The 24,688-nt window shown below is 70.3% G+C and carries 21 protein-coding genes, 1 tRNA gene and 9 pseudogenes; 13 read left to right on the forward strand and 18 right to left on the reverse strand.

Features of this window, described 5'->3' with window-relative positions; translation table 11 throughout:
* Nucleotides 1-15: 15 nt before the first annotated feature.
* From L2X98_RS02740 to L2X98_RS19865, 3 genes are read right to left on the reverse strand one after another with little or no spacing between them, the layout of a single operon-like run.
* Complete coding sequence (locus tag L2X98_RS02740; RefSeq protein WP_259612242.1) at nucleotides 16-384, reverse strand: YciI family protein; 369 nt, start codon at nucleotides 382-384, stop codon at nucleotides 16-18.
* Entirely contained in the window at nucleotides 381-1,397 is a 1,017-nt protein-coding gene (locus L2X98_RS02745) for an RNA polymerase sigma factor (protein ID WP_354002897.1), read from the reverse strand. Before L2X98_RS02745 ends, L2X98_RS02740 begins: the two co-directional genes overlap by 4 nt.
* Entirely contained in the window at nucleotides 1,357-1,713 is a 357-nt protein-coding gene (locus L2X98_RS19865; RefSeq protein WP_354002898.1) for a sigma factor, read from the reverse strand. The genes L2X98_RS02745 and L2X98_RS19865 overlap by 41 nt, the downstream gene beginning before the upstream one ends.
* Nucleotides 1,714-1,733: 20 nt before the next feature.
* Between L2X98_RS19865 and L2X98_RS02750 the strand changes: the two genes are divergently transcribed.
* A complete protein-coding gene (locus tag L2X98_RS02750) occupies nucleotides 1,734-2,039 on the forward strand; it encodes a hypothetical protein (protein ID WP_259612243.1) in 306 nt (101 codons plus the stop codon).
* A 58-nt stretch (nucleotides 2,040-2,097) separates the two neighbouring features.
* Here the strand turns inward: L2X98_RS02750 and nrdF are convergent, their stop codons facing one another.
* From nrdF to nrdH, 5 genes and pseudogenes are all read right to left on the reverse strand, one after another.
* Entirely contained in the window at nucleotides 2,098-3,075 is a 978-nt protein-coding gene (gene nrdF, locus L2X98_RS02755) for a class 1b ribonucleoside-diphosphate reductase subunit beta (protein WP_259612244.1), read from the reverse strand.
* 37 nt (nucleotides 3,076-3,112) lie between these two features.
* Nucleotides 3,113-4,624, reverse strand: a pseudogene (nrdE, locus tag L2X98_RS02760) (class 1b ribonucleoside-diphosphate reductase subunit alpha).
* Between the two features lie 43 nt (nucleotides 4,625-4,667).
* Nucleotides 4,668-5,273, reverse strand: a pseudogene (locus L2X98_RS19870) (ribonucleotide reductase N-terminal alpha domain-containing protein); the annotation flags it as partial.
* Nucleotides 5,255-5,704, reverse strand: a complete 450-nt coding sequence (gene nrdI, locus L2X98_RS02770) for a class Ib ribonucleoside-diphosphate reductase assembly flavoprotein NrdI (RefSeq protein ID WP_259613164.1) — start codon at nucleotides 5,702-5,704, stop codon at nucleotides 5,255-5,257. The pseudogene L2X98_RS19870 and the gene nrdI, both read right to left, overlap by 19 nt.
* Complete coding sequence (gene nrdH / locus L2X98_RS02775) at nucleotides 5,701-5,934, reverse strand: glutaredoxin-like protein NrdH (protein ID WP_259612245.1); 234 nt, start codon at nucleotides 5,932-5,934, stop codon at nucleotides 5,701-5,703. Before nrdH ends, nrdI begins: the two co-directional genes overlap by 4 nt.
* Nucleotides 5,935-6,284: 350 nt before the next feature.
* On the opposite strand from nrdH, the pseudogene L2X98_RS02780 reads away from it, so the two are divergent.
* Nucleotides 6,285-7,495 (forward strand): annotated as a pseudogene (locus L2X98_RS02780) (MFS transporter).
* A 1-nt stretch (nucleotide 7,496) separates the two neighbouring features.
* On the opposite strand, the pseudogene L2X98_RS02785 reads toward L2X98_RS02780, so the two are convergent.
* Both L2X98_RS02785 and L2X98_RS02790 read right to left on the reverse strand, forming a co-directional pair.
* Nucleotides 7,497-7,903: pseudogene (locus L2X98_RS02785) on the reverse strand (pilus assembly protein CpaE).
* Nucleotide 7,904: 1 nt separating this feature from the next.
* A complete protein-coding gene (locus L2X98_RS02790) occupies nucleotides 7,905-8,174 on the reverse strand; it encodes a metal-sensitive transcriptional regulator (protein ID WP_259612246.1) in 270 nt (89 codons plus the stop codon).
* A 37-nt stretch (nucleotides 8,175-8,211) separates the two neighbouring features.
* Here L2X98_RS02790 and L2X98_RS02795 point away from each other — a divergent pair.
* From L2X98_RS02795 to L2X98_RS02820, 6 genes and pseudogenes are all read left to right on the forward strand, one after another.
* Nucleotides 8,212-9,482 (forward strand): annotated as a pseudogene (locus tag L2X98_RS02795) (DUF445 domain-containing protein).
* 7 nt (nucleotides 9,483-9,489) lie between these two features.
* Nucleotides 9,490-9,813 carry a SixA phosphatase family protein gene (locus L2X98_RS02800; protein WP_259612247.1) on the forward strand — a complete coding sequence of 108 codons (324 nt, stop codon included), beginning with the start codon at nucleotides 9,490-9,492 and terminating at the stop codon, nucleotides 9,811-9,813.
* Nucleotides 9,810-9,956 carry a hypothetical protein gene (locus L2X98_RS02805; protein ID WP_259612248.1) on the forward strand — a complete coding sequence of 49 codons (147 nt, stop codon included), beginning with the start codon at nucleotides 9,810-9,812 and terminating at the stop codon, nucleotides 9,954-9,956. Before L2X98_RS02800 ends, L2X98_RS02805 begins: the two co-directional genes overlap by 4 nt.
* A 15-nt stretch (nucleotides 9,957-9,971) precedes the next feature.
* The gene (locus L2X98_RS02810; RefSeq protein WP_259612249.1) at nucleotides 9,972-10,856 is read left to right on the forward strand and encodes an arginase family protein; all 885 of its coding nucleotides are present in this window, start codon (nucleotides 9,972-9,974) and stop codon (nucleotides 10,854-10,856) included.
* Nucleotides 10,853-11,035, forward strand: a complete 183-nt coding sequence (locus L2X98_RS02815; RefSeq protein ID WP_259612250.1) for a hypothetical protein — start codon at nucleotides 10,853-10,855, stop codon at nucleotides 11,033-11,035. The genes L2X98_RS02810 and L2X98_RS02815 overlap by 4 nt, the downstream gene beginning before the upstream one ends.
* 124 nt (nucleotides 11,036-11,159) lie before the next feature.
* The gene (locus L2X98_RS02820) at nucleotides 11,160-11,477 is read left to right on the forward strand and encodes a hypothetical protein (RefSeq protein ID WP_259612251.1); all 318 of its coding nucleotides are present in this window, start codon (nucleotides 11,160-11,162) and stop codon (nucleotides 11,475-11,477) included.
* On the opposite strand, the gene hutI is transcribed toward L2X98_RS02820, so the two are convergent.
* The 3 genes and pseudogenes from hutI to hutH all read right to left on the reverse strand — a co-directional run bounded on the left by hutI (nucleotide 11,474) and on the right by hutH (nucleotide 15,834).
* Nucleotides 11,474-12,646, reverse strand: a complete 1,173-nt coding sequence (hutI, locus tag L2X98_RS02825) for an imidazolonepropionase (RefSeq protein ID WP_259612252.1) — start codon at nucleotides 12,644-12,646, stop codon at nucleotides 11,474-11,476. The two genes, L2X98_RS02820 and hutI, sit on opposite strands and share 4 nt — an antisense overlap.
* Nucleotides 12,643-14,293: pseudogene (gene hutU / locus L2X98_RS02830) on the reverse strand (urocanate hydratase). Before hutU ends, hutI begins: the two are co-directional and overlap by 4 nt.
* Complete coding sequence (hutH, locus tag L2X98_RS02835; RefSeq protein WP_259612253.1) at nucleotides 14,293-15,834, reverse strand: histidine ammonia-lyase; 1,542 nt, start codon at nucleotides 15,832-15,834, stop codon at nucleotides 14,293-14,295. Before hutH ends, hutU begins: the two are co-directional and overlap by 1 nt.
* Nucleotides 15,835-15,886: 52 nt before the next feature.
* On the opposite strand from hutH, the pseudogene L2X98_RS02840 reads away from it, so the two are divergent.
* Nucleotides 15,887-16,670, forward strand: a pseudogene (locus tag L2X98_RS02840) (IclR family transcriptional regulator).
* A gap of 129 nt (nucleotides 16,671-16,799) precedes the next feature.
* On the opposite strand, the gene L2X98_RS02845 reads toward L2X98_RS02840, so the two are convergent.
* The 3 genes and pseudogenes from L2X98_RS02845 to L2X98_RS02855 form a co-directional block, all read right to left on the reverse strand.
* Nucleotides 16,800-17,261, reverse strand: a complete 462-nt coding sequence (locus L2X98_RS02845; protein ID WP_259612254.1) for an endonuclease domain-containing protein — start codon at nucleotides 17,259-17,261, stop codon at nucleotides 16,800-16,802.
* Between the two features lie 661 nt (nucleotides 17,262-17,922).
* A pseudogene (locus L2X98_RS02850) lies at nucleotides 17,923-18,400 on the reverse strand (YbaK/EbsC family protein).
* An 80-nt stretch (nucleotides 18,401-18,480) separates the two neighbouring features.
* On the reverse strand, nucleotides 18,481-19,116 hold the full coding sequence (locus L2X98_RS02855; RefSeq protein ID WP_259612255.1) for a putative endonuclease domain-containing protein: 636 nt from the start codon (nucleotides 19,114-19,116) through the stop codon (nucleotides 18,481-18,483).
* Nucleotides 19,117-19,637: 521 nt separating this feature from the next.
* Here L2X98_RS02855 and L2X98_RS02860 point away from each other — a divergent pair.
* The 4 genes and pseudogenes from L2X98_RS02860 to L2X98_RS02875 all read left to right on the forward strand — a co-directional run bounded on the left by L2X98_RS02860 (nucleotide 19,638) and on the right by L2X98_RS02875 (nucleotide 23,573).
* Nucleotides 19,638-20,705 (forward strand): Glu/Leu/Phe/Val dehydrogenase family protein, encoded by a 1,068-nt coding sequence (locus L2X98_RS02860; protein ID WP_259612256.1) that lies wholly within the window; start codon nucleotides 19,638-19,640, stop codon nucleotides 20,703-20,705.
* A gap of 130 nt (nucleotides 20,706-20,835) precedes the next feature.
* Nucleotides 20,836-22,433 (forward strand): annotated as a pseudogene (locus L2X98_RS02865) (AMP-binding protein).
* Between the two features lie 68 nt (nucleotides 22,434-22,501).
* Nucleotides 22,502-22,978: an FHA domain-containing protein gene (locus L2X98_RS02870; protein WP_259612257.1), complete on the forward strand. Its 477-nt coding sequence runs from the start codon at nucleotides 22,502-22,504 to the stop codon at nucleotides 22,976-22,978.
* Between the two features lie 10 nt (nucleotides 22,979-22,988).
* On the forward strand, nucleotides 22,989-23,573 hold the full coding sequence (locus L2X98_RS02875) for a dihydrofolate reductase family protein (RefSeq protein WP_259612258.1): 585 nt from the start codon (nucleotides 22,989-22,991) through the stop codon (nucleotides 23,571-23,573).
* Here L2X98_RS02875 and L2X98_RS02880 read toward each other — a convergent pair.
* Both L2X98_RS02880 and L2X98_RS02885 read right to left on the reverse strand, forming a co-directional pair.
* A tRNA-Ala gene (locus L2X98_RS02880) sits at nucleotides 23,565-23,636 on the reverse strand. The two genes, L2X98_RS02875 and L2X98_RS02880, sit on opposite strands and share 9 nt — an antisense overlap.
* Entirely contained in the window at nucleotides 23,615-24,634 is a 1,020-nt protein-coding gene (locus L2X98_RS02885; protein WP_259612259.1) for a large exoprotein, read from the reverse strand. The genes L2X98_RS02880 and L2X98_RS02885 overlap by 22 nt, the downstream gene beginning before the upstream one ends.
* Nucleotides 24,635-24,688: the final 54 nt, after the last annotated feature.

Consider the following 24,688-nt stretch of genomic DNA (forward strand, 5'->3'; position numbering starts at 1 on the left):
GCGTCAGACTACTTCTCAAGACACGCCCTGTTGCCCGTCCCAGGGCAGAGCGACGACGGGAAGGAGGTAGATTCGCCCGGCGACGGCCAACGGATGCCCCGACATGTAGGCGGCAGCTTCTTCGATCGACTCGGCCTCGATGAGGTCGTACCCGGCGAACCACTCCTTGAATTCCGGGAACGGACCGTCGGTGACGAGAACCTCGCCGTCGCGCACGGCGACCGATTTCGCCCGTTCCGGCCCGGCGACCGGGCCGCCCAGCTCGAGCATCCCGGCGTTCGTGCCCTGTTCGGCCCAGGTATCGAGCATCCGACGATCTTCCGCCTGGTCGAGCGCGGTTCCTGTCCGATCCGTCATGTGGATGACGAGATATGTGCTGGTCATGAGGTTCCTCCGTCGTTGTTCGTCGTGTCGGCGAGTTCGTGCCGCCGACGGGTGAGAAGTGCGAGCTCGGCCGGGTTGACCGCCAATTCGATCGCGCGGTCGTAGGCTGCGCGCGCTTCCTGCCGACGCCCGGTCAGACGCGGCAGCTCCGCGCGCGTCGTCTGGAAGGCGTGATGGCCGCCCAGCTCTCCGCCCAGCGGCTCGATGAGCGCGAGGGCGACGTCGGGTGAGTCGTACTCGGAGATCGCAATGGCCCTGTTGAGCCGCACGATCGGACTCGGGTCGATGCGTTCGAAGGCGGTGTACAGAGCGACGATTCGGCCCCAGTCGGTGTCCTGCGCCCGCTGTGCGGAGACGTGCACCGCGTTGATCGCGGCGAGCAGTCGGTAGCGGCCCAGCCCGGCGATGTTCCTGCCGTTGGTTTCCAGCGCACCGTCGAGCAGTGCGATGCCTTCGTGAATGAGGTCCTGGTTCCAGGAGCCGCGATCCTGCTCATCCAGTCGGATGAGCTCCCCGTCGGCGGAGAGGCGCGCATCGGCACGCGCCTGGGTGAGAAGCATCAGCGCCAGCAGGCCTGTCGCCTCGGCATCCTCGGGTGTACCCGCAGGGAGAAGTCTTCTCACGAGTCGTGCGAGACGGATCGCCTCATCGGTGAGGTCGCGACGGATCGGATCAACGTCCTCCCCCGACGCGAAGTAGCCCTCATTGAAGATCAGATAGAGCACGGCGAGCACCCCGGCGACACGCTCCTGTACGTCGTCATGCTCTGGCATCCGGAACGGCACGCCCGCAGCTTTGATCTTCGCCTTGGCGCGGCTGATCCGCTGCCCCATCGTCCTCTCCTGCACCAGGAAGGCCCGGGCGATCTCGGCGACGGTGAGACCGCCGATCATCCGCAGGGTGAGCGCGACACGGGCATCCATCGACAGCACCGGTTGGCAGCACGTGAAGATCAACCGCAGCCGGTCGTCTTCAACGACGCCGACCGGCTCGGCAGGCGAGTCGTCCTCCATGAGAAGCGCCTCCCTCTGTTTGCCGTCGCGCCTGGCCTCGCGGCGCAAGCCGGTCGACCGCCTTGCGGTGCGCGGTCGTAGTGATCCAGGCACCCGGATTCGGCGGCACACCGTCGACGGGCCAGCGCTCGACAGCCGTGGCGAACGCTTCAGCAGCGGTCTCTTCGGCGATGTCGAGGTCGCCGTAGCGGCGGACGAGGCCGGCGACGATCATGCTCCACTCCTCGCGGTAGGTGCGCGAGATCGCGGCATCCGCGTCGACCATCGCGCTCCTCTCGATCGCACGTGCGGCGACCCTCATCATCACCACGAACACGTCCGGGTCAATTCGACAGGATGCCGGAAGAGATTCTCAACCCTTTCGTGCGTGTCGAAATCTCCGGTGTCGATCGTGGTGTCGATGAGGACGGCCGACCGCGCCGGCCCACGACGAGAGGAAGCGACATGTACGCCGACACCATGAGCCACTCCGCGGCCCGCGAGTTCAGCGACCGGATCAGCGACATGCGCTGGGAACGCGAGCAGGAACGCATGGCGCGGCGTCGGGCCGCCGTGGCGCGCCACGCGGCATTCATCCGCTCGATCCCGACGTCGTTCGCCGTGCTGCTTCATGCGGGTACGCGCGGTTCACGAGGTGTATGACACGACGAGGGGGTGGATGCTGCGCAGCATCCACCCCTCGTCTGTGCAACTCAGAGGCTTAGAAGTCCCAGTCGTCGTCCTCCGTGGCCTCGGCCTTGCCCATGACGTACGACGAGCCCGACCCGCTGAAGAAGTCGTGGTTCTCATCGGCGTTCGGCGACAGGGCCGACAGGATGGCCGGGTTCACATCGGTCACGGTCGCCGGGAACATGGGCTCGTAGCCGAGGTTCATCAGCGCCTTGTTGGCGTTGTAGTGCAGGAACTTCTTGACGTCCTCGGTCAGCCCGACGCCGTCGTACAGGTCCTGCGTGTACTGCACCTCGTTGTCGTACAGCTCGTACAGCAGCGAGAAGGTGTAGTCCTTCAGGTCTTGACGCCGGGCCTCGTCGACCCGCTCGAGCCCCTTCTGGAACTTGTACCCGATGTAGTAGCCGTGCACGGCCTCGTCGCGGATGATGAGGCGGATGATGTCGGCCGTGTTGGTGAGCTTGGCCTTGGACGAGAAGTGCATCGGCAGGTAGAAGCCCGAGTAGAACAGGAACGACTCGAGCAGCGTCGAGGCGACCTTGCGCTTGAGCGGGTCGTCGCCACGGTAATACTCCATGACGATCTGCGCCTTGCGCTGCAGGTTCTCGTTCTCGTTCGACCAGCGGAACGCCTCGTCGATGTCCTTCGTCGAGGCCAGCGTCGAGAAGATCGACGAGTAGCTCTTCGCGTGCACCGACTCCATGAAGGCGATATTCGTGTACACCGCCTCCTCGTGCGGGGTGATGGCATCCGGGATCAGCGAGACGGCGCCCACGGTCCCCTGGATCGTGTCCAGCAGGGTGAGCCCGGTGAACACCCGCATCGTGAGGAGCTTCTCGTCGGCGGTGAGCGTGTTCCACGACTGGACGTCGTTGGACAGGGGCACCTTCTCCGGCAGCCAGAAGTTGCCCGTCAGCCGGTGCCACACCTCGAGGTCCTTCTCGTCCTCGATGCGGTTCCAGTTGATCGCCTGCACGGTCGAGAGCAGTTTGAGCGGTTCAGGGGTCATGTTCGGTCCTTCTTCGCGAAGTCTGTCGATACCGGGGTCACAGCATGCAGCTGACGCACTGATCCAGCTCCGTGCCCTCCAGTGCCATCTGACGCACCCGGATGTAGTAGAGCGTCTTGACGCCCTTGCGCCAGGCGTAGATCTGCGCCCGGTTGACCTCGCGCGTGGTGGCGGTGTCCTTGAAGAACAGCGTCAGGCTCAGCCCCTGGTCCACGTGCTGCGTGGCCACCGCATAGGTGTCGATGATCTTCTCCGGGCCGATCTCGTACGCGTCCTGGTAGTACTCCAGGTTGTCGTTCGTCATGAACGGCGCCGGGTAGTAGACGCGGCCGAGCTTGCCCTCCTTGCGGATCTCGATCTTCGAGACGATCGGGTGGATCGAGCTGGTCGAGTTGTTGATGTACGAGATCGATCCGGTCGGCGGCACGGCCTGCAGGTTCTGGTTGTAGATGCCGTGCTCCTGGATGGAGGCCTTCAGCCTGCACCCAGTCCTCCTGGGTGGGGATGCTGTGACCGGCGAACATCTCCGTCACCTTCGCGGTGGCGGGGTTCCACTCCTGCTGGATGTACTTGTCGAAGAACTCCCCGACGCGTACGTCGAGTCGGCGAATCCGTCGAAGGCCTCGCCGCGCTCGATGGCGATCCTGTTCGACGCGCGCAGCGCGTGGTACAGCACCGTGTAGAAGTAGATGTTCGTGAAGTCCAGCCCCTCCTCGGAGCCGTAGTGCACGTGCTCCCGCGCGAGGTAGCCGTGCAGGTTCATCTGACCCAGGCCGATCGCGTGCGACCGGTCGTTGCCGTCCTCGATCGAGCGCACCGACGAGATGTGGCTCTGGTTGCTGACCGCGGTCAGCCCCCGGATCGCGGTCTCCACCGACTTGCCGAGGTCGCCGCCGTCCATCGCCAGCGCGATGTTCATCGAACCGAGGTTGCACGAGATGTCCTTGCCGATCTCGTTGTACGAGAGGTCCTCGTTGTACGTGGTCGGCGTGTTGACCTGCAGGATCTCGCTGCACAGGTTCGACATGTTGATCCGGCCCTTGATCGGGTTGGCCCGGTTCACGGTGTCCTCGAACATGATGTACGGGTAGCCCGACTCGAACTGGATCTCGGCCAGCGTCTGGAAGAACTCGCGCGCATTGATCTTCGTCTTCTTGATGCGCGGGTCGTCCACCATCTCGCGGTACTTCTCGGTGACCGAGATGTCGCCGAAGGGCACGCCGTAGACGCGCTCGACGTCATACGGGGAGAACAGGTACATGTCCTCGCCGTTCTTGGCCAGCTCGAACGTGATGTCCGGGATGACGACGCCCAGCGACAGCGTCTTGATGCGGATCTTCTCGTCGGCGTTCTCACGCTTGGTGTCCAGGAACCGCATGATGTCGGGGTGGTGGGCGTTCAGATAGACCGCCCCGGCGCCCTGCCGCGCCCCCAGCTGATTGGCGTAGCTGAAGCTGTCTTCGAGCAGCTTCATCACCGGGATGATGCCGGAGGACTGGTTCTCGATCTGCTTGATCGGCGCGCCGGACTCGCGGATGTTGCTCAGCAGCGAGCGCGACGCCGCCGCCGCGCTTGGACAGCTCGAGCGCCGAGTTGATGCCGCGGGCGATCGACTCCATGTTGTCTTCGATCCGCAGCAGGAAGCAGCTGACGAGCTCGCCGCGCTGCGCCTTGCCGGTGTTCAGGAACGTGGGGGTCGCCGGCTGGAACCGACCCGACACAATCTCGTCGACCAGGTCGCGGGCCACCTGCTGGTCGCCGTCCGCCAGGCCGAGCGCCGTCATCACGACCCGGTCCTCGAACCGCTCGAGGTAGCGCTTGCCGTCGAAGGTCTTCAGCGTGTAGCTGGTGTAGTACTTGAACGCGCCGAGGAACGTGGAGAAGCGGAACTTCATGCCGTAGGCGCGGTCGTTGAGCTCCTGGATGAACTCGAACGGGTACTTGGCGAGCACCTCGGGCTCGTAGTACTCCTTCTCGACCAGGTAGTCCAGGCGCTCCTTGAGCGAGTGGAAGAACACCGTGTTCTGGTTGACGTGCTGCAGGAAGTACTCCCGTGCCGCACGCTTGTCGGCGTCGAACTGGATCTTCCCGTCCGGGCCGTACAGGTTCAGCATCGCGTTCAGAGCGTGATAATCCATGCCCTCGAACCGCGCGTCGGTCTTGAAGGGGACGTCATCCGTCAATGCAGCTTCCACCATCGTTCCAATCCGTCGCTCACCTGAGCCACGTCCTCGGGCGTGCCGAACAGTTCAAGCCGATACAGGTGCGGCACGTGACACTTGCGGCTGATGATCTCTCCGGCCAGGCAGTACGCCTCGCCGAAATTCGTGTTCCCCGCGGAGATGACCCCGCGGATCCATTTGCGGTTGTCCTCGTCGTTGAGGAACCTGATGACCTGCTTCGGGACGGAGCCCTTCTCGGCACCGCGCCCCTGCCCGCCGCCGTACGTCGGGGTGACCAGCACGAACGGCTCGTCCACCCGCAGCGGCGGCTCGGAGCTGTGCGGACCGGAGTGCAGCGGAATGCGCCGCGCCGGCAGGCCGAGCTTGTCCACGAAGCGCGCCGTGTTCCCCGAGACACTGGAGAAGTCGACGAGCAGCGGTGCCTGCGACCGCGGTGGGCATGTCAGGCCAGACGGGCGGCGAGCTCGTCGATCTTGTCCGGGCGGAACCCCGACCAGTGGCCGTCGTCGGTGATGACGACGGGCGCCTGCAGGTAGCCCAGCGCCTTGACCTGCTCGAGGGCCGCCGGCTCCTCCGTCAGGTCGTGGACTTCGTATTCGAGGCCCTTCGAATCCAGTGCGCGGTATGTCGCGTTGCACTGAACGCAGGAAGGCTTCGTGTAGACCGTGATCGCCATGTCGACCACCTCTCCCCTCATCATTCGATCCGTCTGTCCCGGCGATCCCCCCGCCGGAGCTCCAATACTACATATGGGTACCGACAACGGGAAGCACCACAAGGGATAGTAGTTACATCCGTGTAGTTTTCCACCGCTCTCCCCATCTACAACACAGGTTCTCCACCGATTCATCCACAGGACCGGACCGGGTTTCGAGCCTGGGAAACGCCTGAATCACGTGCCTTTTCGGACACCGCGGACGCATCCATCCACACCCCCGACGCTACGAGCCGGTTCCGACATCCGATCCGCTGTGGAAAACGCCCTTCGGCGTGTCGCGGCGTGTCGCGCCCCGGTAACGTTGACCCGTGGCGGGATACCGGGATCTACTGCGCACGCCCGGCATCGGGCGCATCATCACGGCGCAAGCTGACGGCGCGCTTCCCCTCGGGGATGACGAGCCTGGCCATCCTGCTGCACGTCGAGCAGATCACCGGCTCGTACGGGGCGGCGGGACTCGTGCTGGCGGCCGCGTCGATCGGGCAGGCCGTGGCCGGCCCGATCACGAGCCGCTGGATGGGCATCTGGGGCATGCGGCGGGTGCTGACCCTCACCATGCTCGTGTGCGCGGCATCCGTCGCCGGCATCGCCCTGCTGCACGTGCCCCTGCCGGCGTACATGGTGCTCGGGCTGCTGGCCGGGCTGTCCACGCCGCCGGTGCAGCCGGCCGTGCGCACGATCTATCCGAAGATGGTCAACTCGCGCCAGCTCACGCCCCTGTTCTCGCTGGACGCCTCGCTGCAGGAGATCATCTGGATCCTCGCGCCGGTGGTGATCACGCTGGTGTCCACCCAGATCGGCACGGTCACCGGTCTGCTGCTGATCGTGGTGATCCTGCTGGCGGGCGGGACGTGGTTCATCCTGTCCCCCGAGCTCGGCCAGGTGCGCATCCCGCGCAAGCCGCCGCCGGTTCGGCAAGGTGCTCGCCCGCCCGCCCGTCGCTGCTGGCGACCCTCGTCGGATTCCTGCTCGTCGGCGCCTGCGCGGCCGTGGAGGCCGGCGTGGTCGCCACGTTCGGGAACGGCGGGGTCGAGGCCGGGCTGGTCCTGGCCGTGTTCGCGGTCGGCAGCCTGGCCGGCGGCCTGGTCTCGGCAGCATCCCGATGGGCCGGTGGGCCATGGCCCGGCGGATGGCGATCGTGCTGGTCGGTCTGCTGGTGACCACCCTGTTCCTGAACGTGTGGTGGGTCAGCGGCTCGCTGCTGATCGCGGGCATCGGCGTCGCGCCGGCGTTCGCAGTGATCTCGGCGATGACCACGGCGAGCGTGAAGTTCAGCGACACCGCCGAGGCGTTCGGCTGGGTCAACACCGGGCAGCTGATCGGCGCGGCGGCCGGCTCGGCGTTCGCCGGGTTCCTGATCGACGGGATGGGCCCGTCCGGCGCCTACTGGACGGCGGCCGCGTTCGCCGCGGCGGGACTGGTGGTGTGCGTCGTGTTCGTCCGCGGCTTCCCGGACCTGCGCTTCCGCGATCCGAGCCCGATCCCGGACACCGAGCCGGTGGGCACCATCACCTCGTGACTCAGTCGGTGACGCGGCGCAGCAGTTCGAGCAGGGCGGCCGCGTACGCGTCGCACGGCTCCGGATGCTCGAACCCGAGCATCCGGGAGTCCAGCTCGATCTCCACCCGATAGGTGTCGGTCAGCCGCCGCAGCGACCGGAAGGTGCCGCGCAGGGCTCGCGCAGCTGCTCCTCACTGGGCAGCCAGAGCGCGTCCTCCTGCGCGACCGAGTCCAGCGCCCATTCGGTCGTCCCGTTGAATGCGAGGATGCTGCCGGTCGGGTAGGTGCGGGCCTCGATCGTCATGTCGCTGACCGTGAAGACGTCCGCCTCGAACTCCGGCTCGTCCAGCTGGAAGCGATCGCCCGAGTGCGGATGCCAGAGCAGGCCGGCATCGTGCAGGGCGCGCGCGGCTTCGGTCGAGATCATCTCAGCGGTTCTGCACGTCGTACGCCTTGAGCAGCTCGGCCACCGCCTGCTCGCGCTCGTCGCCCCCCTGCTCGAACATGTGTGTCACGTGCGTGCGCAGATGGTTCTCCAGCAGCTTGTCCAGCGATTCGAGCGCCTTCTGGATCGCCCGGGACTGGGCGATGATGTCCATGCAGTAGTCCTCGCCCTCGATCATCTTCGCAAGCCCCCGCACCTGTCCCTCCACGATGGCCGTGCGGTGGAGAGCGCGCTTCTTGATGTCGTCGATCACGCCGCAAGAGTACCCGCCTGCGTGGCAGGATGGCGCCATGGTGCGCACTCCGACGGCCCTGCTGAGCCCCGCCGACCAGCAGCGCCGGCGCGCATTGCGCACGATGAAGGGGATCGCCCTGGGGCGCTGCTGGCTCTGGCCGCGGTGTTCGTGGTGGCCTTCGTGCTGGAGGAGCGATTCGGCTGGCTCGCCTATGTGCGGGCGGCGGCCGAGGGCGGCATGGTCGGCGCGCTTGCGGACTGGTTCGCGGTGACGGCCCTGTTCCGGCATCCGCTCGGCCTGCCCATCCCGCACACCGCCATCATCCCGACCCGCAAGGACGAGATCGGCCGCACTCTGGGCGAGTTCGTCGAGACGAACTTCCTGTCCGGCCCGGTCGTGCGCACCAAGCTCGAGTCGACCGCCCTGGCTGCGCGGCTGGGCGCCTGGCTGGGCGAGCCCGCGCATGCCGAGCGGGTGACCGCCGAGGGCGCCGCGATGGCCTCGGGCGTGCTGCGCGCGCTGTCGGACGCGGACGTGCAGGAGGTGCTGACCTCCCTCGCCCGCGAGCACCTGCTCGCCCCGAGTGGGGGCCGCCGGCCGGGGCGTGGCTCGAGCGGGTGGTGGATGCCGACGCCCACCACGGCGCGGTGGATCTGGCGGTGGACAGCCTGTCGTCCTGGCTGTCGGCGAACCGCCCGGCCTTCCGTGGCCTGGTCTCTCGCCGGCTTCCGTCGTGGGTGCCGCGGGTGGCGCACCGGTTCGTGGACGACACCGTGTACGGCGAGGCGGTGAAGTTCGCGGCCGCCGTGCGGGCCGACCCGCGGCATCCCGCCCGGCTGGCGTTGGACGGATACCTGGTGCGCCTGGCCGACCGGCTGCAGCACGATCCGGCGATGATCGGGCGGTTCGAGGACGCCAAGACCGCCGTCTTCGACAGCCCGCGGGTCCGCGAGCTCGCCGCCCAGGTGTGGGGCACGGTCAAGAGCGGCCTGCTGTCGGCCCTCGCCGATCCGGCCGGCGCCCTGCGCACCCGGGCGGTGGCCGCGGTCGCCGACGTGGGCGGGCGGCTGCGCACCGAACCCGCGCTCCGAGCGCCGCGTGGACGGGTGGGTGACGGATGCCGCGGTGTTCGCCGTGGACCGCTATCGGCACGACATCGCCTCGATCATCACCGACACCGTGGAGCGGTGGGATGCCGCCGAGACCACGGAGAAGATCGAGCTGATGGTCGGCCGCGACCTGCAGTACATCCGCCTGAACGGCACCGTCATCGGCGCCCTCGCCGGCCTGGCCATCTACACCGTCGCGAACCTGCTGCTGGGATGATGGCGATATGAAGGTGCTCGCGCTCGTGCGCCACGCGAAGTCGGACTGGACCACCGCGCGGGAAGACCACGACCGTCCGCTGAACGACCGGGGCTGCGCGACGCGCCCCGGATGGCCCGGCGGATCGCCGAGACCGGGCTTGCGCCCCGACGTGATCCTGTCCAGCACCGCGCTGCGCGCCCGGACCACGGCCGAGGCGTTCGCCGCCGAGCTCGGCGTCGCGGTCGACCTGGAGCCGGAGCTGTACGGGGCTCCGGCCGAGCGCTGCTGGCCCGCGCCGCCCGCACCGGGGCCGGATCGGTCATGGTGGTCGCGCACGACCCCGGTATGAGCGCGCTCGCGTCGCGGCTGTCCGGCGGCGGGATCGCCCGCATGCCCACCTGCGCGGTCGCCGTGTTCACCTGGGACGCGGACGAGCCGGATGCCGCGACCACGCCGGATCCGGCATCCTTCACCCTCGACACCCCGCGGTAGCGATACGGTGCCGATGTGGCTCTTTCCCAAGACGCGCTCTGGCCGCGCGCCGGCTCGTGGCCGGCGTTCGACGGCGGCTCCTGCGACGCCGCGCTGGTCGGCGTGCCGGCGCACCTGACCTCGCTCTCGCCGACGGGGGCGGATGCCACGCCCGCGGCGGTCCGTGCGGCGTTGGCGCGCTACAGCCCGACGCTGATCGGCCCGCCCGCCGTCGACCTGGACGAGGTGCTGCGCATCGTCGACGCCGGCGATGTGGCAGACCCCGACGGCCGCGAGGGCGAGGCGCGCGTGCGCGACCGGGTGCGCGCACTCGCGGCGGCCGCCCGGCTGGTCATCGCCCTCGGCGGCGACAACTCACTGACCTACGGGGTAGCGCAGGGCGCGGATGCCGCGGGCCTGATCACGCTGGATGCGCACTACGACCTGCGCGACGGCGAGTCCAACGGCTCGCCGGTGCGCCGGCTGGCGGCAGCGGGCCTGGACGGGCGGCAGATCGTGCAGATCGGCATCGCCGACTTCGCGAACTCCGCCGCCTACGCGCGCCGCGCGGCCGACCTCGGCATCACGGTGATCACACTCGACGAGGTGCGTCGGCGCGGCATCGACGACGTCGTCTCGCAGGCGGTGGAGGTCGCCGGGCCCGGCCGGGTGCATCTGGACATCGACGTGGACGTGTGCGACCGATCCGTCGCGCCCGGCTGCCCGGCATCCGTTCCCGGCGGTCTGCAGGCGTGGGAGCTGCGGGCGCTGGTGCGGGGCATCGCCGCATCGCCGCACGTGGTCTCGGCCGACCTGGCCGAGGTGGATGCCACCGCCGACGCCCCGGACGGACGCACCGTGCGCCTGGCGGCGCTGTGCGTGCTGGAGCTGTTGGCCGGGCTCGCGGGACGCACGACATGAGCGAGACCGCACCCGACGCCGCGACCCTGCTGGACGAAGCGGGCACAGCGACGGAGTGGGTCCCGTTCGATCACCGGCCGCGCACCGCCGGCCGGATGACCGTGGGCGTGGCCGCGCACGGCGACTGGCAGGCTGCGGATGCCTGCGCGTCGAGGGCGCCGGCGCGGTCCCCGGCGTGATGCTCACCGGCTGGGCGGTGACCGCTGCGGGGCGTGAGGACGTGCTGCTGACGCCGGTGGCCGGCGGCGTCGACATCTGCGTGCCCGATGAGGACGGCCACGAGCTCCGACTCCGAGCTTGCGCGTGCTGGTGCCCTTCGACGCCGTGGTCGACACCGCGCGCTCCGACCTGCCGAACGGCGCGGTCCAGGTCGTCCCCCACGTGACGGTGCGCGACGTGCCGGCCGGCTACCCGGTGATCGTCGCGGTGCGCCGTGGACCCGAGCCGCCGCCGATCCCGCAGATGCGCGAAGTGCCCGTGGACGGACAGGGCAAGCCGCTGCGAATCCACCAGACCGGCTCGCTGATCCCCGAGATCGAGCTGGCGCCCGCCGATTCCGGCCACGAGATCACCGTCCGGTGGCCCGACCGCACCCGCGAGGTCGTGGCCCTGCCGGGCTAGTTCGCGCGGACGCCGTCCCGGTAGACGCGGTCGACCAGCGGAACTCCCGGCCGGTAGGCCAGGTGCGTGCGGCTGGGGGCCTCGAGGACCACGAGGTCGGCGCGCATTCCGGGCGCGAGGACGCCGATGTCGTCTCTGCGCAGCGCGGCGGCTCCCCCGGCGGTGGCCGCCCAGACCGCCTCGGGCACCGTCATCCCCATCTCGCGCACGGCCAGGGCGATCATCAGCGGCATCGAGCTGGTGAAGCTGGTGCCGGGGTTGCAGTCGCTGGCAAGCGCCACGGTCACGCCGGCATCGATCAGCCGGCGGGCGTCCGGGTAGGGGTGCCGGGTGGAGAACTCGACGCCGGGAAGCAGCGTCGCCACCGTCTCGGTGCCGGCCAGGGCCGCGACATCCGCGTCGGTCACGTAGGTGCAGTGATCGACGGATGCCGCGCCCAGCGCGACCGCGATGCGCACACCCTCGCCGGGGCCGAGCTGGTTGCCGTGCACCCGCGGCACGAGCCCGTGCGCGATGCCGGCGGCCAGCACCCGGCGCGACTCGTCCGGGCTGAACGCGCCGGTCTCGCAGAACACGTCGACCCACTTCGCGTGCGGTGCGACCGCGCGCAGCATCTCGTCGCAGACCAGATCGACGTAGTCGTCGCGACGGTGCGTGTACTCGGCGGGCACCACGTGCGCGCCCAGGAACGTCACTTCGCCGGTGACCTCGGCGGCCAGCCGCGCCAGCCGCGCCTCGTCGTGCGCGGTCAGTCCGTAGCCGGTCTTGACCTCCAGCGTGGTGGTGCCCTGCCGGCGGCATTCGGCCACGAAGCCGGCGAGCCGGCGCCGCAGCTCGTCGTCGCCCGCGGCGCGTGTGGCGGCCACCGTCGTACGTATGCCGCCCGCGGCATACGGCTCGCCGGCCATCCGCGCGGCGAACTCGTCGGCCCGGTCGCCGCCGAAGACGAGGTGGGTGTGGCTGTCGACGAACCCCGGGATCACCGCCCGACCCCCGGCATCCACCACCTCGACGCCGTCCGCCTCGCGGGCGCGCGCCGCAGAACCGACCCAGGCGATCCGCCCGCCCTCGATCAGGACGGCGGCGTCGCGTCGCGTGCCGCAGGCGTCACCGGCCGCGGCGACGTTGGTGGTCAGCTCACCGATGTTCGTCAGCAGTGTGGCCGTCACAGCATCGGCACCTTCAGGCCGCGGTCGCGGGCGACCGCTCGCGCGCGGTCGTATCCGGCATCCACGTGTCGCATCACGCCCGAGCCCGGATCGTTGGTCAGCACCCGTTCGAGCTTGGAGGCGGCCAGCGCCGATCCGTCCGCGACCGAGACCTGTCCGGCGTGGATCGACCGGCCGATGCCCACGCCGCCGCCGTGGTGGATCGACACCCACGACGCGCCGGAGGACGTGTTCAGCAGGGCGTTCAGCAGCGGCCAGTCGGCGATGGCATCCGACCCGTCGGCCATCGCCTCGGTCTCGCGGTACGGCGAGGCCACCGAGCCGGCGTCCAGATGGTCGCGGCCGATGACGATCGGGGCCGACAGCTCTCCGGATGCGACCATCTCGTTGAACTTCAGCCCGGCCAGGTGCCGCTCCTGATACCCGAGCCAGCAGATCCGCGCCGGGAGTCCCTCGAACTCGACCCGCTCCCGCGCCTTGTCCAGCCAGCGGTGGAGCGCGGCATCCTTCGGGAACAGCTCCTTGATCGCCCGGTCGGTCCGGTAGATGTCCTCGGGGTCGCCGGACAGCGCCGCCCAGCGGAACGGGCCCTTGCCCTCGCAGAACAGGGGCCGGATGTAGGCCGGCACGAAGCCGGGGAACGCGAACGCGCGCTCGCAGCCACCGGCCTGCGCCTCGGCGCGCAGCGAGTTGCCGTAGTCGAAGACGGCGGCCCCGACATCCAGGAAGCCCACCATGGCGTCCACGTGTGCGGCCATCGATGCGCGCGACCGTGCGGTGAAGCCCTCCGGATCACGGGATGCCTCGGCCTTCCAGTCCGCGACGCCGATGCCGATCGGCAGGTACGCGAGGGGGTCGTGCGCGCTGGTCTGGTCGGTGACGATGTCGATCGGGATGCCGCGGCGCAGCAGCTCCGGGAACACCTCGGCCGCGTTGCCCACCACCCCGACCGACAGCGCGTGCCGCTGCTCCTTGGCCGCCAGCACCCGGGCCAGCGCGTCGTCGAGGTCGGTGGTGTATTCGTCCAGGTAGCGCTTGGCCACCCGGCGCGCCAGGCGCGACTCGTCGACGTCGACGATCAGCACGACGCCGTCGTTCATGGTGACCGCCAGCGGCTGCGCGCCGCCCATGCCGCCGCATCCGGCGGTGAGCGTCAGGGTCCCGGCCAGCGACTCCCGGCCGAGCGAGCGGGCGACCGCGGCGAACGTCTCGTACGTGCCCTGCAGGATGCCCTGGGTGCCGATGTAGATCCACGAGCCGGCCGTCATCTGGCCGTACATCGTCAGCCCGAGCGACTCGAGCCGGCGGAACTCGGGCCAGGTCGCCCAGTCGCCGACGAGGTTCGAGTTGGCGATCAGCACCCGGGGCGCCCACTCATGCGTGCGGAACACACCCACCGGCTTGCCCGACTGCACCAGCAGCGTCTCGTCGGACTCGAGCTCGTCGAGCGTGCGCACGATGGCGTCGAACGCCTCCCAGCTTGCGCGCCGCCCGCCCGGTGCCGCCGTAGACCACCAGGTCGTCGGGGTGCTCGGCCACCTCCGGGTCGAGGTTGTTCATCAGCATCCGCTTTGCGGCTTCTGCGCCCCAGCTCTTGGCCGTGCGCACGGCGCCGCGCGGCGCGGTGACCGGACGTGCTCCATCCATCATCTTTCTCCTTCGAACGCGGCGGCGCGCACGGCGCCGTTCAGGACGAGACCGGTGACGGTCTCGATGTCGGGGCTGACGAACCGGTCGTGGCCGGGACCGGCGACCCCCTGCGCGCGCAGCAGGTCGCGCACCGCCCCGGTGCCCGGCCCGGGCGGCAGCGGCGCGCGCAGGTCGAGCGCACGGGTGCCGGTGATGGTCTCGATCGCCAGCACGCGGGCCAGGCCGTCGATCGCGCGGCGCAGCTTGCGGGCCGCCGCCCAGCCCATCGACACGTGGTCCTCCTGCATCGCCGAGGACGGGATCGAGTCGACGGATGCCGGGACGGCCAGACGCTTGAGCTCGGACACGATCCCTGCGGCCGCGTACTGCGCGATCATCAGCCCGGAGTCGACGCCGGCCTCGTCGGCCAGGAACGGCGGCAGCTCGCGATTGCGCGCGACGTCCAGCGCACGGTCGGTGCGCCGCTCCGAGATCGAGGCGACGTCGGCGACCGCGATCGCCAGGAAGTCCAGCACGTACGCGATCGGCGCGCCGTGGAAGTTGCCGTTGGACTCGACCCGGCCGTCGACCGTGACGACCGGATTGTCCACCACGGCCGCCAGCTCGCGGACGGCGACCTGCCGGGCATGGTCGACGGTGTCGCGGGCCGCGCCGTGCACCTGCGGGGAGAGCGCGAGCGAATAGGCGTCCTGGACCCGCCCGTCCTCGGGACCCTTGTGGCTGGCCACGATCGGCGACTGGTTCAGCAGCGCGCGCAGGTTCGCGGCGCTCGTGGCCTGGCCGATCTGCGGACGCAGCGCCATCAGATCCGCGGCGAAGACCGCATCGGTGCCCAGCTGGCTCTCCACCGACAGCGCGGCGGTGACATCGGCGGTGTCCAGCAGCACCTCGAGATCGGCGAGGGCCAGCAGCAGCATCCCGAGCATGCCGTCGGTGCCGTTGATCAGCGCCAGCCCCTCCTTCTCGGCCAGGACGAGGGGCGTGAGGGATGCCGCGGCCAGCGCGGCCGCGGCATCCATCGCCTGCCCGGCCACCCGGACCTCTCCCTCGCCCATGGCCGCCAGGGCGACGTGCGCGAGCGGGGCCAGATCGCCCGAGCAGCCGAGCGAGCCGTACTCGCGCACGATCGGCACGATGCCGGCGTTCAGCAGGCCGGCGTAGGCGGTGACGACCTCGGGGCGAACACCGGTGCGTCCGCTGGCCAGGGTCTGCAGCCGCAGCACCTGCAGCGCGCGGACGACCTCATCCTCGACCTCGGCGCCGGTGCCGGCAGCGTGCGAGCGGATGAGACTGGCCTGCAGCTGCCGGCGCCGATCGGGGGCGATGAACGTGGTGGCCAGGGCGCCGAACCCGGTCGAGACGCCGTAGTGCGGCGCCGGGTCGCCGGCCAGCCGCTCGATCAGCGCGCGCGATTCGGCGACCCGGTCCAGCGCGGCGGGGGCGAGCTCGACGGGCGCGCCGTGCCGGGCGACGGCGACGACCTCGGCGGGGGTCAGCGGGGTGATGCCGATGACGACGGGAGGCTGCGGGGTGGCCATGCCCTGATTCCACACCGTCGCCGCCCCGTGCGGGAGATCCGTATGGCATCCTGTGTCTGTGATCCCAGACCGGGCGCGTCCCTCGCGGCCTCAGGTGCCGGCATCCGACCAGACGCTGCGCATCCTCTCCTTCCTGGCGCGGGCAGCGCGGGCCGGTCGCGGCGCGCACCATCGCCGACCACCTCGGGCTGCCGCGCTCGACGGTGTACTTCCTGCTGGGCACGCTCGCCGAGCACGGCTTCGCCGTGCACCTGGAGCGCGAGCAGCGCTGGGGGCTGGGCACCGCCGCGTTCGAGCTCGCCGGCGGCTTCGCCCGGCAGCAGCCCTGGCCCGGCTCGGCCGGCCGCTGGTGGCGGGGCTCGCCGACCGCACCGGCGAGAGCGCCCACCTGGCCGTCATGACCGGGCGCGACGTGCTCTACCTCGTCGAGGAGCGCGCCCCGCGCCGGCCGGCGCTGGTCACCGATGTGGGTGTGCGACTGCCGGCGCACCTGACCGCCACCGGACGGGCCATGCTCGCGGCGCTGCCCGCGAGCAGGTGCGGGCGCTGTACCCGGACGCCTCGGCCTTCGCCGACCGCACGGGACGCGGTCCGTCCCGCCCCGGCCAGCTGCGTGGAGCTCGCGCACGGTCCGCGCCGACGGCTACGCGCTGGAGGACGGCGAGGTCACCCTCGGACTCCGCTCGATCGGCGTGGCGGTGACCGACCATGCCGGCTGGCCTGCCGCCGCGATCGCGGTGACCTGGCCCGACGAGCCAGGCCGGGATGCGGCATCCCTCGCGCCCGTCGTGGCGGCCGCTTCGGCCGAACTGTCCCGCCGCATCTCGGGGCGCTGAGGCCGCTTATTTCCGTGCGGATCTCGGTGTCGGCGTGTTCAGATCGCAGGACCGTCTGCGTCAGACCCCGCGACACGCCGGATCTGGAGCCCGGCGGCGCGGATCTTCCTGCGATGTGAACACGGCCGCTCAGCGAACCGCACGCGTGAGCAGCAGGCCCCTCACGGCGCGGACCACGACGTCGGCGTTCCAGAAGATGTCCTCGGCGATCGGGCGGTAGGTCACCAGACCTCGCGCGGCCGCCGCCTGATCGCGACGGTGGTCCTTCTTCTGCTGCTCCCAGTCCGCGTGATAGGCCTCGCTGTCGCACTCGACGATCAGCCAGCCGTCGACGAGGAAGTCGACCCGTCCCACATCGGGGATCTTCACCTGACTCTGCACGCGGCACCCGAGTCGGCGCAGGATGATGCGCATGATGCTCTCCGCCCCCGACTCGGCCGCGGCATCCAGATGCTTGCGGATGACCCGCAACCGCCGCGGAAGTGCGTCGAACACGGCATCGAGCTGCTCGGCGCCGACGAGTCCGCGATGAATCGCCGAATCCAGCGTCGCGATCGCCGCTCGGACCGGCTGGCAGAGCACAGCCTGCACGAGCGCCTCGACGATGTCTGTGTTGGCCCACCCGTGCGCAAGCCGACGCGACCCAGTGCACCCGGACGCTCCGATCGACCTGCCGCAGGCGGCCGCTCGTCCGCGGCACGGCGACATGCAGGGCGGCGCCGTCGAGCACGAAGACGCCCCAGCGCGCCAACTCGGACACACACGCGAGTCTGCCGCCCACGCGGCAGGCATCCACGACGTCGTCCGGCGCGGTGGGCGTCAGGTACACGCCGCCGCGGGGACGGACGAGCGTGCCGGATGCCGCAGCCGCCGTGATCTGCCTGGGGCGCCATCCTGCCGCGAGCAGTTCCCCGCGGGACCACGCCGGCCAATGCTTCGGGACGAGCTTCGTCTCCTTCTTGCATCGCCGCACGAACGCCGCCGGCACGTCATCGCGGGCGGGCCGGTTCACGGGGCGGTTCACGGGGCGATTCAGGGGCTGTGGCATCCCTTGATCGTCCCCGACGGCGGTGGACAGCGGCCGGCCCGTCCCCGATCTGTGGACGACGGCGGGCACGTCCGCCGCTGGGGAGGAGCCGGTGCCGGAGCGTCCTGTCGAGAGCGCGTCAGCGAACCCCATCCGGCGGCGTGCCGGCCGCAGGCATGGTCGGCGACCGCGGCCATCACCTGCCGGCAAATCCTGTCGGAGTGATCAGTCGACCCGCTCAACGGTGCCGCGGGTGAGGTGGACGAGCTGGGCGAAGGTGAGCGGGAACACCGTGTGCGGGGTGCCGCCGGCGGCCCACAGCTTGCGGGTGGTCGGCGAGCGACCGGTCCACGACCGTGGTGATCGGCGTCGGGTGCCCGGCCGGCGCGACGCCGCCGATCGCCTGGCCGGTGGCCGAGCGCACCTGGTCGGGTGTGGCCCGCTGGATGCCGCCGCGCCCGAGCCGCTGGGCCAGCGCCGCGGTGTCGACGCGGTGGGCGCCGCTGGTCATCACCAGCAGCGGCTGGTCGTCAGACCAGAAGACCAGACTGTTCGCGATGGCGCCCACGTCGACCCCGAGCGCCGCCGCGGCCAGCGGTGCGGTCGCGGCGGAGTCGGGAAGCGTGACGATCTCGCCGGAGATGCCGGCCCGCGTCAGCGCGTCCTGGACCAGACGGCTGCGCGCGGAGAGGGTGTCGGACATGCCCTCAGCCTAGAGGCGGGCCAGAGCCCGGCGACGACGCAACGGCAGGCGGAATCGGCCGCCGGGTCGGTTCAGACCACTTATTCCTGTGATCCAGCCTGCCGTTGCGACGTCAGCGGTCGTGCGTGCGGAGGATGCCTGCGATCGCCGTGCGCACCTTGTCCGGGTGTCCCAGGATGTCCGCGGCGACGATGCGCAGCGTCACGTATCCCCGCTCGGCCTGCCGCCAGGTCCCGGCGGCGGTCCTCCAGCTGATCGTCCCACGACGAGTGATACGCCTTGCTGTCACATTCGATGATCAGCCATCCGTCCACGAGGAAATCGACCCGTCCCACGCCCGGGATCACCACCTGCGGCTGGAAGGAACATCCCAGCGCCCGCAGGATCAGGCGGACGAACGTCTCCGGCCCCGACTCGGCGCTCGCGTCCACCAGATGCCGGAGTCGCCGGAACCGCCGCGGCAGCGCCTGGAAGAGCTCATCCACATCTGACGCGGGCAAGAGCCCGTGGTGCAGCGCGGAGTCGATCGACGCGATCGCCGCACGTGGCTCCTGGCACATCACGGCATCCAGCAGGGCGTCGAAGGGCTCCACGCTCATCGCGTCCGGGTGCGGCGTGCGCCGAAGCTCTCGACGGTGGACGACCTCCTTGTCCGGCAGCACCTTCCGCCGCGCGGCCGAGGGGTCGATGTGCACATGATCCGCGGACTTCTCCAAGACGAAGATCCCTCGCCGTCGCAGTTCGGTGACGCAGGTCAATCGTCCGCGGAGCCGGGCAGCTGTGAGGCAACGCTGGTCGGTCGCGGGATCACCGAAGGCGCCCTGCCGAAGTCGCAGGATGCCGCCGTCCGCGACCGCCGCGCGGATCCCTCGGTCGGTCCATCCTTCGGCCTTGAGCCTCTTCGTGCGGCGGAGCATCGGGGCCGGTCCGACATCGGGCTGTGTCATGCCCGACACGCTGGCAGTCATGCCCGTCCCCGTGGGGCCGCACCCGTCGATCGGTGGACAACACCGTCTCCGCCCCGGACTGGGGAGGAAGGGACGGGGACGGGATGCTCATCGGTTGCAACGGCAGGGCGAAACGGGGCTGGTCGCGCTCGACCAGAGCCAAAGCGTCGGGTTCAGCCTGCCGTTGCGACACGACGAGCCCGAGCGAAACCGGGCACAATGGAGACGGATGCCGCGAAGCGGCGGCATCGCTCAGCACACGCCCACAAGGCCCGCCGAAAGAAGTCGCGATGACGCACACCCTGCCCCTGCCCGAATTCACCCACGAACGCGTGGAGGTGATCACGGGTCCGCGCAGCGGCCTGTTCCTCACCGTCGCGCTTCATTCGTCCGCTCTCGGCTCCGCCCTCGGCGGCGCTCGGCTGTGGACCTACCCGCATTGGAGCGACGCGCTCGGCGACGCGCTGCGGCTCTCGGCCGCGATGACGCTGAAGAACGCGGCAGCGGGGCTGGATGCCGGCGGCGGCAAGTCGGTGATCCGGCTCGAGCCCGGTCAGACGCTGGATGCCGATCAGCGCCGCGCCGCGTTCCTCGACCTCGGCGACGCGGTCCAGTCGCTGGGCGGCCTCTACCGCACCGCGGAGGATGTCGGCTCGACCGCCGAGGACATGCTCACCGTCAGCGAGCGCACCGACCACGTGGTGGGACTGCCCGATGCCGCCGGCGGCGCCGGCGAGCCCGCCGGACCGACGAGCCTGGGCGTGTACGAGTCGCTGCGTGCGACGCTGGAGCGCGTCACCGGCAGCAGCCAGATCGCCGGCACGCGGATCACCATATCGGGCCTCGGCCAGGTCGGCAGCCGCCTGGCGCAGCGGCTGTGTGCCGAGGGTGCGATCCTGACCGTCACCGACGTGAACCCGGCCAAGAAGGAATCGGCCACCCGGCTCGGCGCGACCTGGGTCACCCCCGGCACCGAGCGGCACGTGCCCGGCGAGGTGTTCGTGCCCGCCGGGGTGGGCGGGGTGCTGGATGACGAGACCATCGACGCACTGGCGGTGAAGGCCGTCTGCGGCCCGGCCAACAACCCGCTCGCCGAGCGCTCGGGCGCCGACCGCCTGGCCGCCCGCGGCATCCTGTACGCGCCGGACTTCGTGGTCAACGCGGGCGGGGTGATCTACCTCGACCTGGAGGCCAAGCACCACGGCACCCGCGAGGAGATCATGCAGCGCGTGAGCGGGATCGGCGACACTCTGCGCCGCATCTTCGACGATGCCGAGGCGTCCGGGACGTCACCGCTGGTGGCGGCGGAGCGCCTCGCCGCCGAACGGCTCGACGCCGCCCGCGGCGCCCGGGTCTAGCGCCCGGGAACCCGGACTCGGTTCCAGCATTCGTGGAACCGAGTCCGGGTGGCATGATGGACGCAACCGGCGACGACGCCGGGGGCCGGCACCAGCACCGGCGTGCACGACGAATCAAAGGAGAGACCTCGTGTTCCACAGCCCCTTCCCCGACGTCGAGATCCCCGAGCTCAGCGTCTACGACTACCTCTTCGGCGACCTGAGCGCGCAGGACAGCGCCCGCATCGCCCTCATCGACCCGGCCACCGGCGCCGAGACGAGCTACGGCGCCCTCAAGGCGCAGATCGACGCGTTCGCCGGGGCGCTGGCCGTCCGCGGCGTCGACAGCGACACCGTGGTCGGCGTGCTCTGTCCGAACGTGCCCGCGTTCGCCACCGTCTTCCACGGCGCGCTGCGCCTGGGCGCGACGGTCACCACCTTCAACTCGCTGTACACCGCCGGCGAGATCCAGAAGCAGATCGAGGATGCCGGGGCCACCTGGATCGTCACGGTCAGCCCCCTCCTCCCCCAGGCCGCCGCAGCCGCCGCAGCCTGCGACATCCCGGACGACCATGTCATCGTCCTGGACGGCGCCGAGGGCCATCCCAACCTGCGCGAACTGCTGACCGAGCAGCGCACTCCCCGGCCGTGAGCTTCGACCCGGCCACGCACATCGCCGTGCTGCCGTACTCGTCCGGCACCACCGGCGTGCCCAAGGGCGTCATGCTCAGCCACCGCAACCTCGTCGCCAACGTCGAGCAGTCGCGGGTCAACATCGACCTGAAGTCGGATGACCGGGTCCTGGCGGTCCTGCCGTTCTTCCACATCTACGGCATGACCGTGCTGCTCAACCTCGCCCTGCGCCAGCACGCCAGCCTGGTGACGATGCCCCGGTTCGACCTGGTCGAGTTCCTGAAGAACATCCAGGACTTCGGCTTGCACCTACCTGTACATCGCGCCGCCGATCGCGGTGGCCCTGGCCAAGCATCCGATCGTGGACCAGTACGACATCTCCACCGTGCACTCCGTGTTCTCCGGCGCCGCCCCGCTGGACGGCGAGACCGCCGACGCGGCCGGCCGCCGCATCCACGCCCGCGTGATGCAGGGGTACGGGCTGACCGAGACCAGCCCGGTCACGCACGCGGTGCCGCACACCCGCCACGACATGCCGCTGAGCTCGGTCGGCTGCGCGCTGCCGAACACGCTGACCAAGCTCGTCGATCCGGACACCGGAGAAGAGATCACCGAGGTCGACGAGAACGGGCAGACGCGCGCCGGCGAGGTCTGGATCAAGGGGCCACAGGTGATGCTGGGCTATCTGAACAAGCCGGATGCCACGGCCCACGCGATCGATGCGGACGGCTTCTTCCACACCGGCGATGTGGCCACCTACAACGAGGGCGGCTGGTTCACGGTCGTGGACCGGGTCAAGGAGCTGATCAAGTACCACGGCTATCAGGTGCCGCCGGCAGAGCTCGAGGCGCTTGCCTGGGCCACCCGAAGGTGGCGGATGTCGCGGTGATCGGGGTGCTCGACGATGAGAAGCAGGAGATCCCGAAGGCGTTCGTCGTGCCGGCGGCAGGGGTCGAGCTGACGGCAGAAGAGGTGATGGACTTCGTCGCCGCGCAGGTCGCGCCGTACAAGAAGGTGCGCCGGGTCGAGTTCATCGACGCGATCCCGAAGTCGAGTTCGGGCAAGATCCTGCGCAAGGACCTTCGCGCCCGCGAGGCGGTCGCCGCGACGGCCTGACCGCCCCGGTCGGCACGCGGAGGCTTATCCTGGCTACAGATCCAACTCTGCGACGAGGGGGTTTGGCCATGAACGGCAAATACACCCCGACCACGACGCACAGTTCGTGGGGCTCGGGGAATCCGCATCTGATCGTCAGCCACGAGGACCGGCACCGGACGCTGCCGCTTGATCGCGACGTCGTCCGCATCGGCTCCGCCGACGACGTCGAGCTGAGGCTGGCGGGACTGCAGCCGCTGCACGCCGAGATCCACCACGATCCGGAAGACGAGTACGTCCTGGTGCTGCACGGACCCGCGACCACCAGCGCCCGGCACGTGCCCGTCGACTCGATCGGCGGCAAGCTCGGCGAGGTGCTGCGCACGGGGGCGCGATTCGTGCTCGGCGAGTGGGCGTTCGTATACGCGCGCGACGAGTACGCCGACCACGGACTCCCGTACGGCGGCCGCCAGGGCGGCGAGGGTGCGCACGACCCGCACCAGCCCGAGCGTCCGGACTACACCGGGGAGCATCCGGTGATCACGAGCCCGCCATCGATGACTTGACCGGAGACCCATGACCGCCCGCTTCGTGTACTGGATGAATGTGTCCGTCGACCTGCGCATCGAACGCGACCCCGACGAGCGGGGCGGCGGAGACTGGCTGCACATCACCGAGAACCTGCACCGCGAGTTCAACGCCCGCGCCGCCGCGCTGTCGGCGATGGTGCAGGGTCGGGTGATCTACGACACGATGGAGGCCTTCTGGCCGAACGCGCGGGACGACGAGTCGCTCGACGAAGTGCTGCGCGAGTACGGGCGGATCTGGACGGACAAGCCCAAATACCTGGTCTCGCGCACCCGGACCGAGGCCGGGCACCGCACACAGGTCGTCGGCGGACCCGACGCGATCGAGCGGCTCGCCCGGATCCGCGCGGACGGCGAGGGCGACATCGGGATCGGCGGCGCGACGATCGCCACGCAGCTGCTGACCGCCGGGCTGCTGGACGAGCTGATGCTGTTCGTCCACCCCGTCATCCTGAGCAGCGGGCGGCCGCTGTTCGACCCGGGGGCACAGCCGGTCGACCTCGAACTGATCGAGCACGCGCGGTTCGAGGGCGACGTGGAACTGCACCGCTACGGCATCACACGGTGGACCTGAGGGATTCGAACCCCTGACCTCTTCATTGCGAACGAAGCGCGCTACCAACTGCGCCACAGGCCCGTGAACCTCAGCAACAATATCATGGCTGCCGCGGGTGTCAGAATCGCGCCGGGACGGGTCAGCCGGCGGCCCGCTGCCGCAGCGTGCGCACGTGCGCCTCGATCTCGGCGTCGTCCACGTGCCCCATCCGCGCCAGTCGGGCGGTGTCCAGCTCGGGCGGTCGTGCCTGCTCGGCGCGCTCGCGCAGCGCGTCGTCCAGCGCGGCCTGGCGCAGCCTGCTCGCGGGCTGCGGCGGCATCGAGCAGGGCGGCGGCGCGCGATCCGGCCGAGGCCGTCAGCGGCCGCGGAAGCTCGCGCGGACGCCACGCCCGCTCGTCCTCGAGCGACACATCCTGCGGCGCGGCCACGACCCGACGCGGCGTGGCCACGATGGGCGCCACAGCCCGCACGGCAGCGCGGGCGCCGACCCGCGACATCCGCACCAGCACGAGGGCGGATGCCGCAGCCAGCGCACCGCCGGTCCCGATGAGCGCCGGCGCCGCACCCGTCGCCGACGGGCCGAAGGCCAGCACGACCGCGCCCCATCCGGCCAGGCCCAGCCCGGCCAGCCCGATCACGGTGGCGGTCAGCCGCAGGCGCCGACGGGCGCGCGCGCGGCGCACCTCCGGCTGCCGCGACGCGGCCACCCGCTCGGCGCGTGCGCGCTCCAGCTCGGCGCGCCGCAGGGCGAGCTCGGCCTGCTCGCGCTCGTCGAGGGTCTTCTTCGCCAGCGCATCCCGCTCGACCTGCGCCCGGCGTGCGGCCTCTTCGCGTTCGGACTGCGCCTTGCGTGCGACCTTCTGCTGCGCCAGAGCGGTGCGCGCGTTCAGCTCCAGTCGCACCTCGTCCGGGGTCTCGCTCGTCTGGGCGAGCACCCGCAGCGCCTGGTTCAGGCGCACCGCGTTGCGTTCGGCGGCGTCGAACTGATGCCGGCTGTACCAGCTGGGCAGCAGGTACACGAGCCACAGCACCACCGCCACGAGGACGACGATCCCCCCACCCAGCACCTGCCCACCCATGCACACCACGGTATGCGACGGGGGCCCGGTACCCCGGCATCCGCTCGCGTGTCG

Source organism: Microbacterium elymi (assembly GCF_021582895.2).
Classification (GTDB): domain Bacteria; phylum Actinomycetota; class Actinomycetes; order Actinomycetales; family Microbacteriaceae; genus Microbacterium; species Microbacterium humicola.

Bases quoted from the DNA above. Each gene is read 5' to 3' on its own strand.
- L2X98_RS02740 (WP_259612242.1), bottom strand. From the start codon at position 384: ATGACCAGCACATATCTCGTCATCCACATGACGGATCGGACAGGAACC.
- L2X98_RS02745 (WP_354002897.1), bottom strand. From the start codon at position 1,397: ATGGAGGACGACTCGCCTGCCGAGCCGGTCGGCGTCGTTGAAGACGAC.
- L2X98_RS02750 (WP_259612243.1), top strand. From the start codon at position 1,734: ATGCCGGAAGAGATTCTCAACCCTTTCGTGCGTGTCGAAATCTCCGGT.
- nrdF (WP_259612244.1), bottom strand. From the start codon at position 3,075: ATGACCCCTGAACCGCTCAAACTGCTCTCGACCGTGCAGGCGATCAAC.
- nrdH (WP_259612245.1), bottom strand. From the start codon at position 5,934: ATGGCGATCACGGTCTACACGAAGCCTTCCTGCGTTCAGTGCAACGCG.
- L2X98_RS02800 (WP_259612247.1), top strand. From the start codon at position 9,490: ATGAAGGTGCTCGCGCTCGTGCGCCACGCGAAGTCGGACTGGACCACC.
- L2X98_RS02805 (WP_259612248.1), top strand. From the start codon at position 9,810: ATGAGCGCGCTCGCGTCGCGGCTGTCCGGCGGCGGGATCGCCCGCATG.
- L2X98_RS02815 (WP_259612250.1), top strand. From the start codon at position 10,853: ATGAGCGAGACCGCACCCGACGCCGCGACCCTGCTGGACGAAGCGGGC.
- hutH (WP_259612253.1), bottom strand. From the start codon at position 15,834: ATGGCCACCCCGCAGCCTCCCGTCGTCATCGGCATCACCCCGCTGACC.
- L2X98_RS02860 (WP_259612256.1), top strand. From the start codon at position 19,638: ATGACGCACACCCTGCCCCTGCCCGAATTCACCCACGAACGCGTGGAG.
- L2X98_RS02870 (WP_259612257.1), top strand. From the start codon at position 22,502: ATGAACGGCAAATACACCCCGACCACGACGCACAGTTCGTGGGGCTCG.
- L2X98_RS02875 (WP_259612258.1), top strand. From the start codon at position 22,989: ATGACCGCCCGCTTCGTGTACTGGATGAATGTGTCCGTCGACCTGCGC.
- L2X98_RS02885 (WP_259612259.1), bottom strand. From the start codon at position 24,634: ATGGGTGGGCAGGTGCTGGGTGGGGGGATCGTCGTCCTCGTGGCGGTG.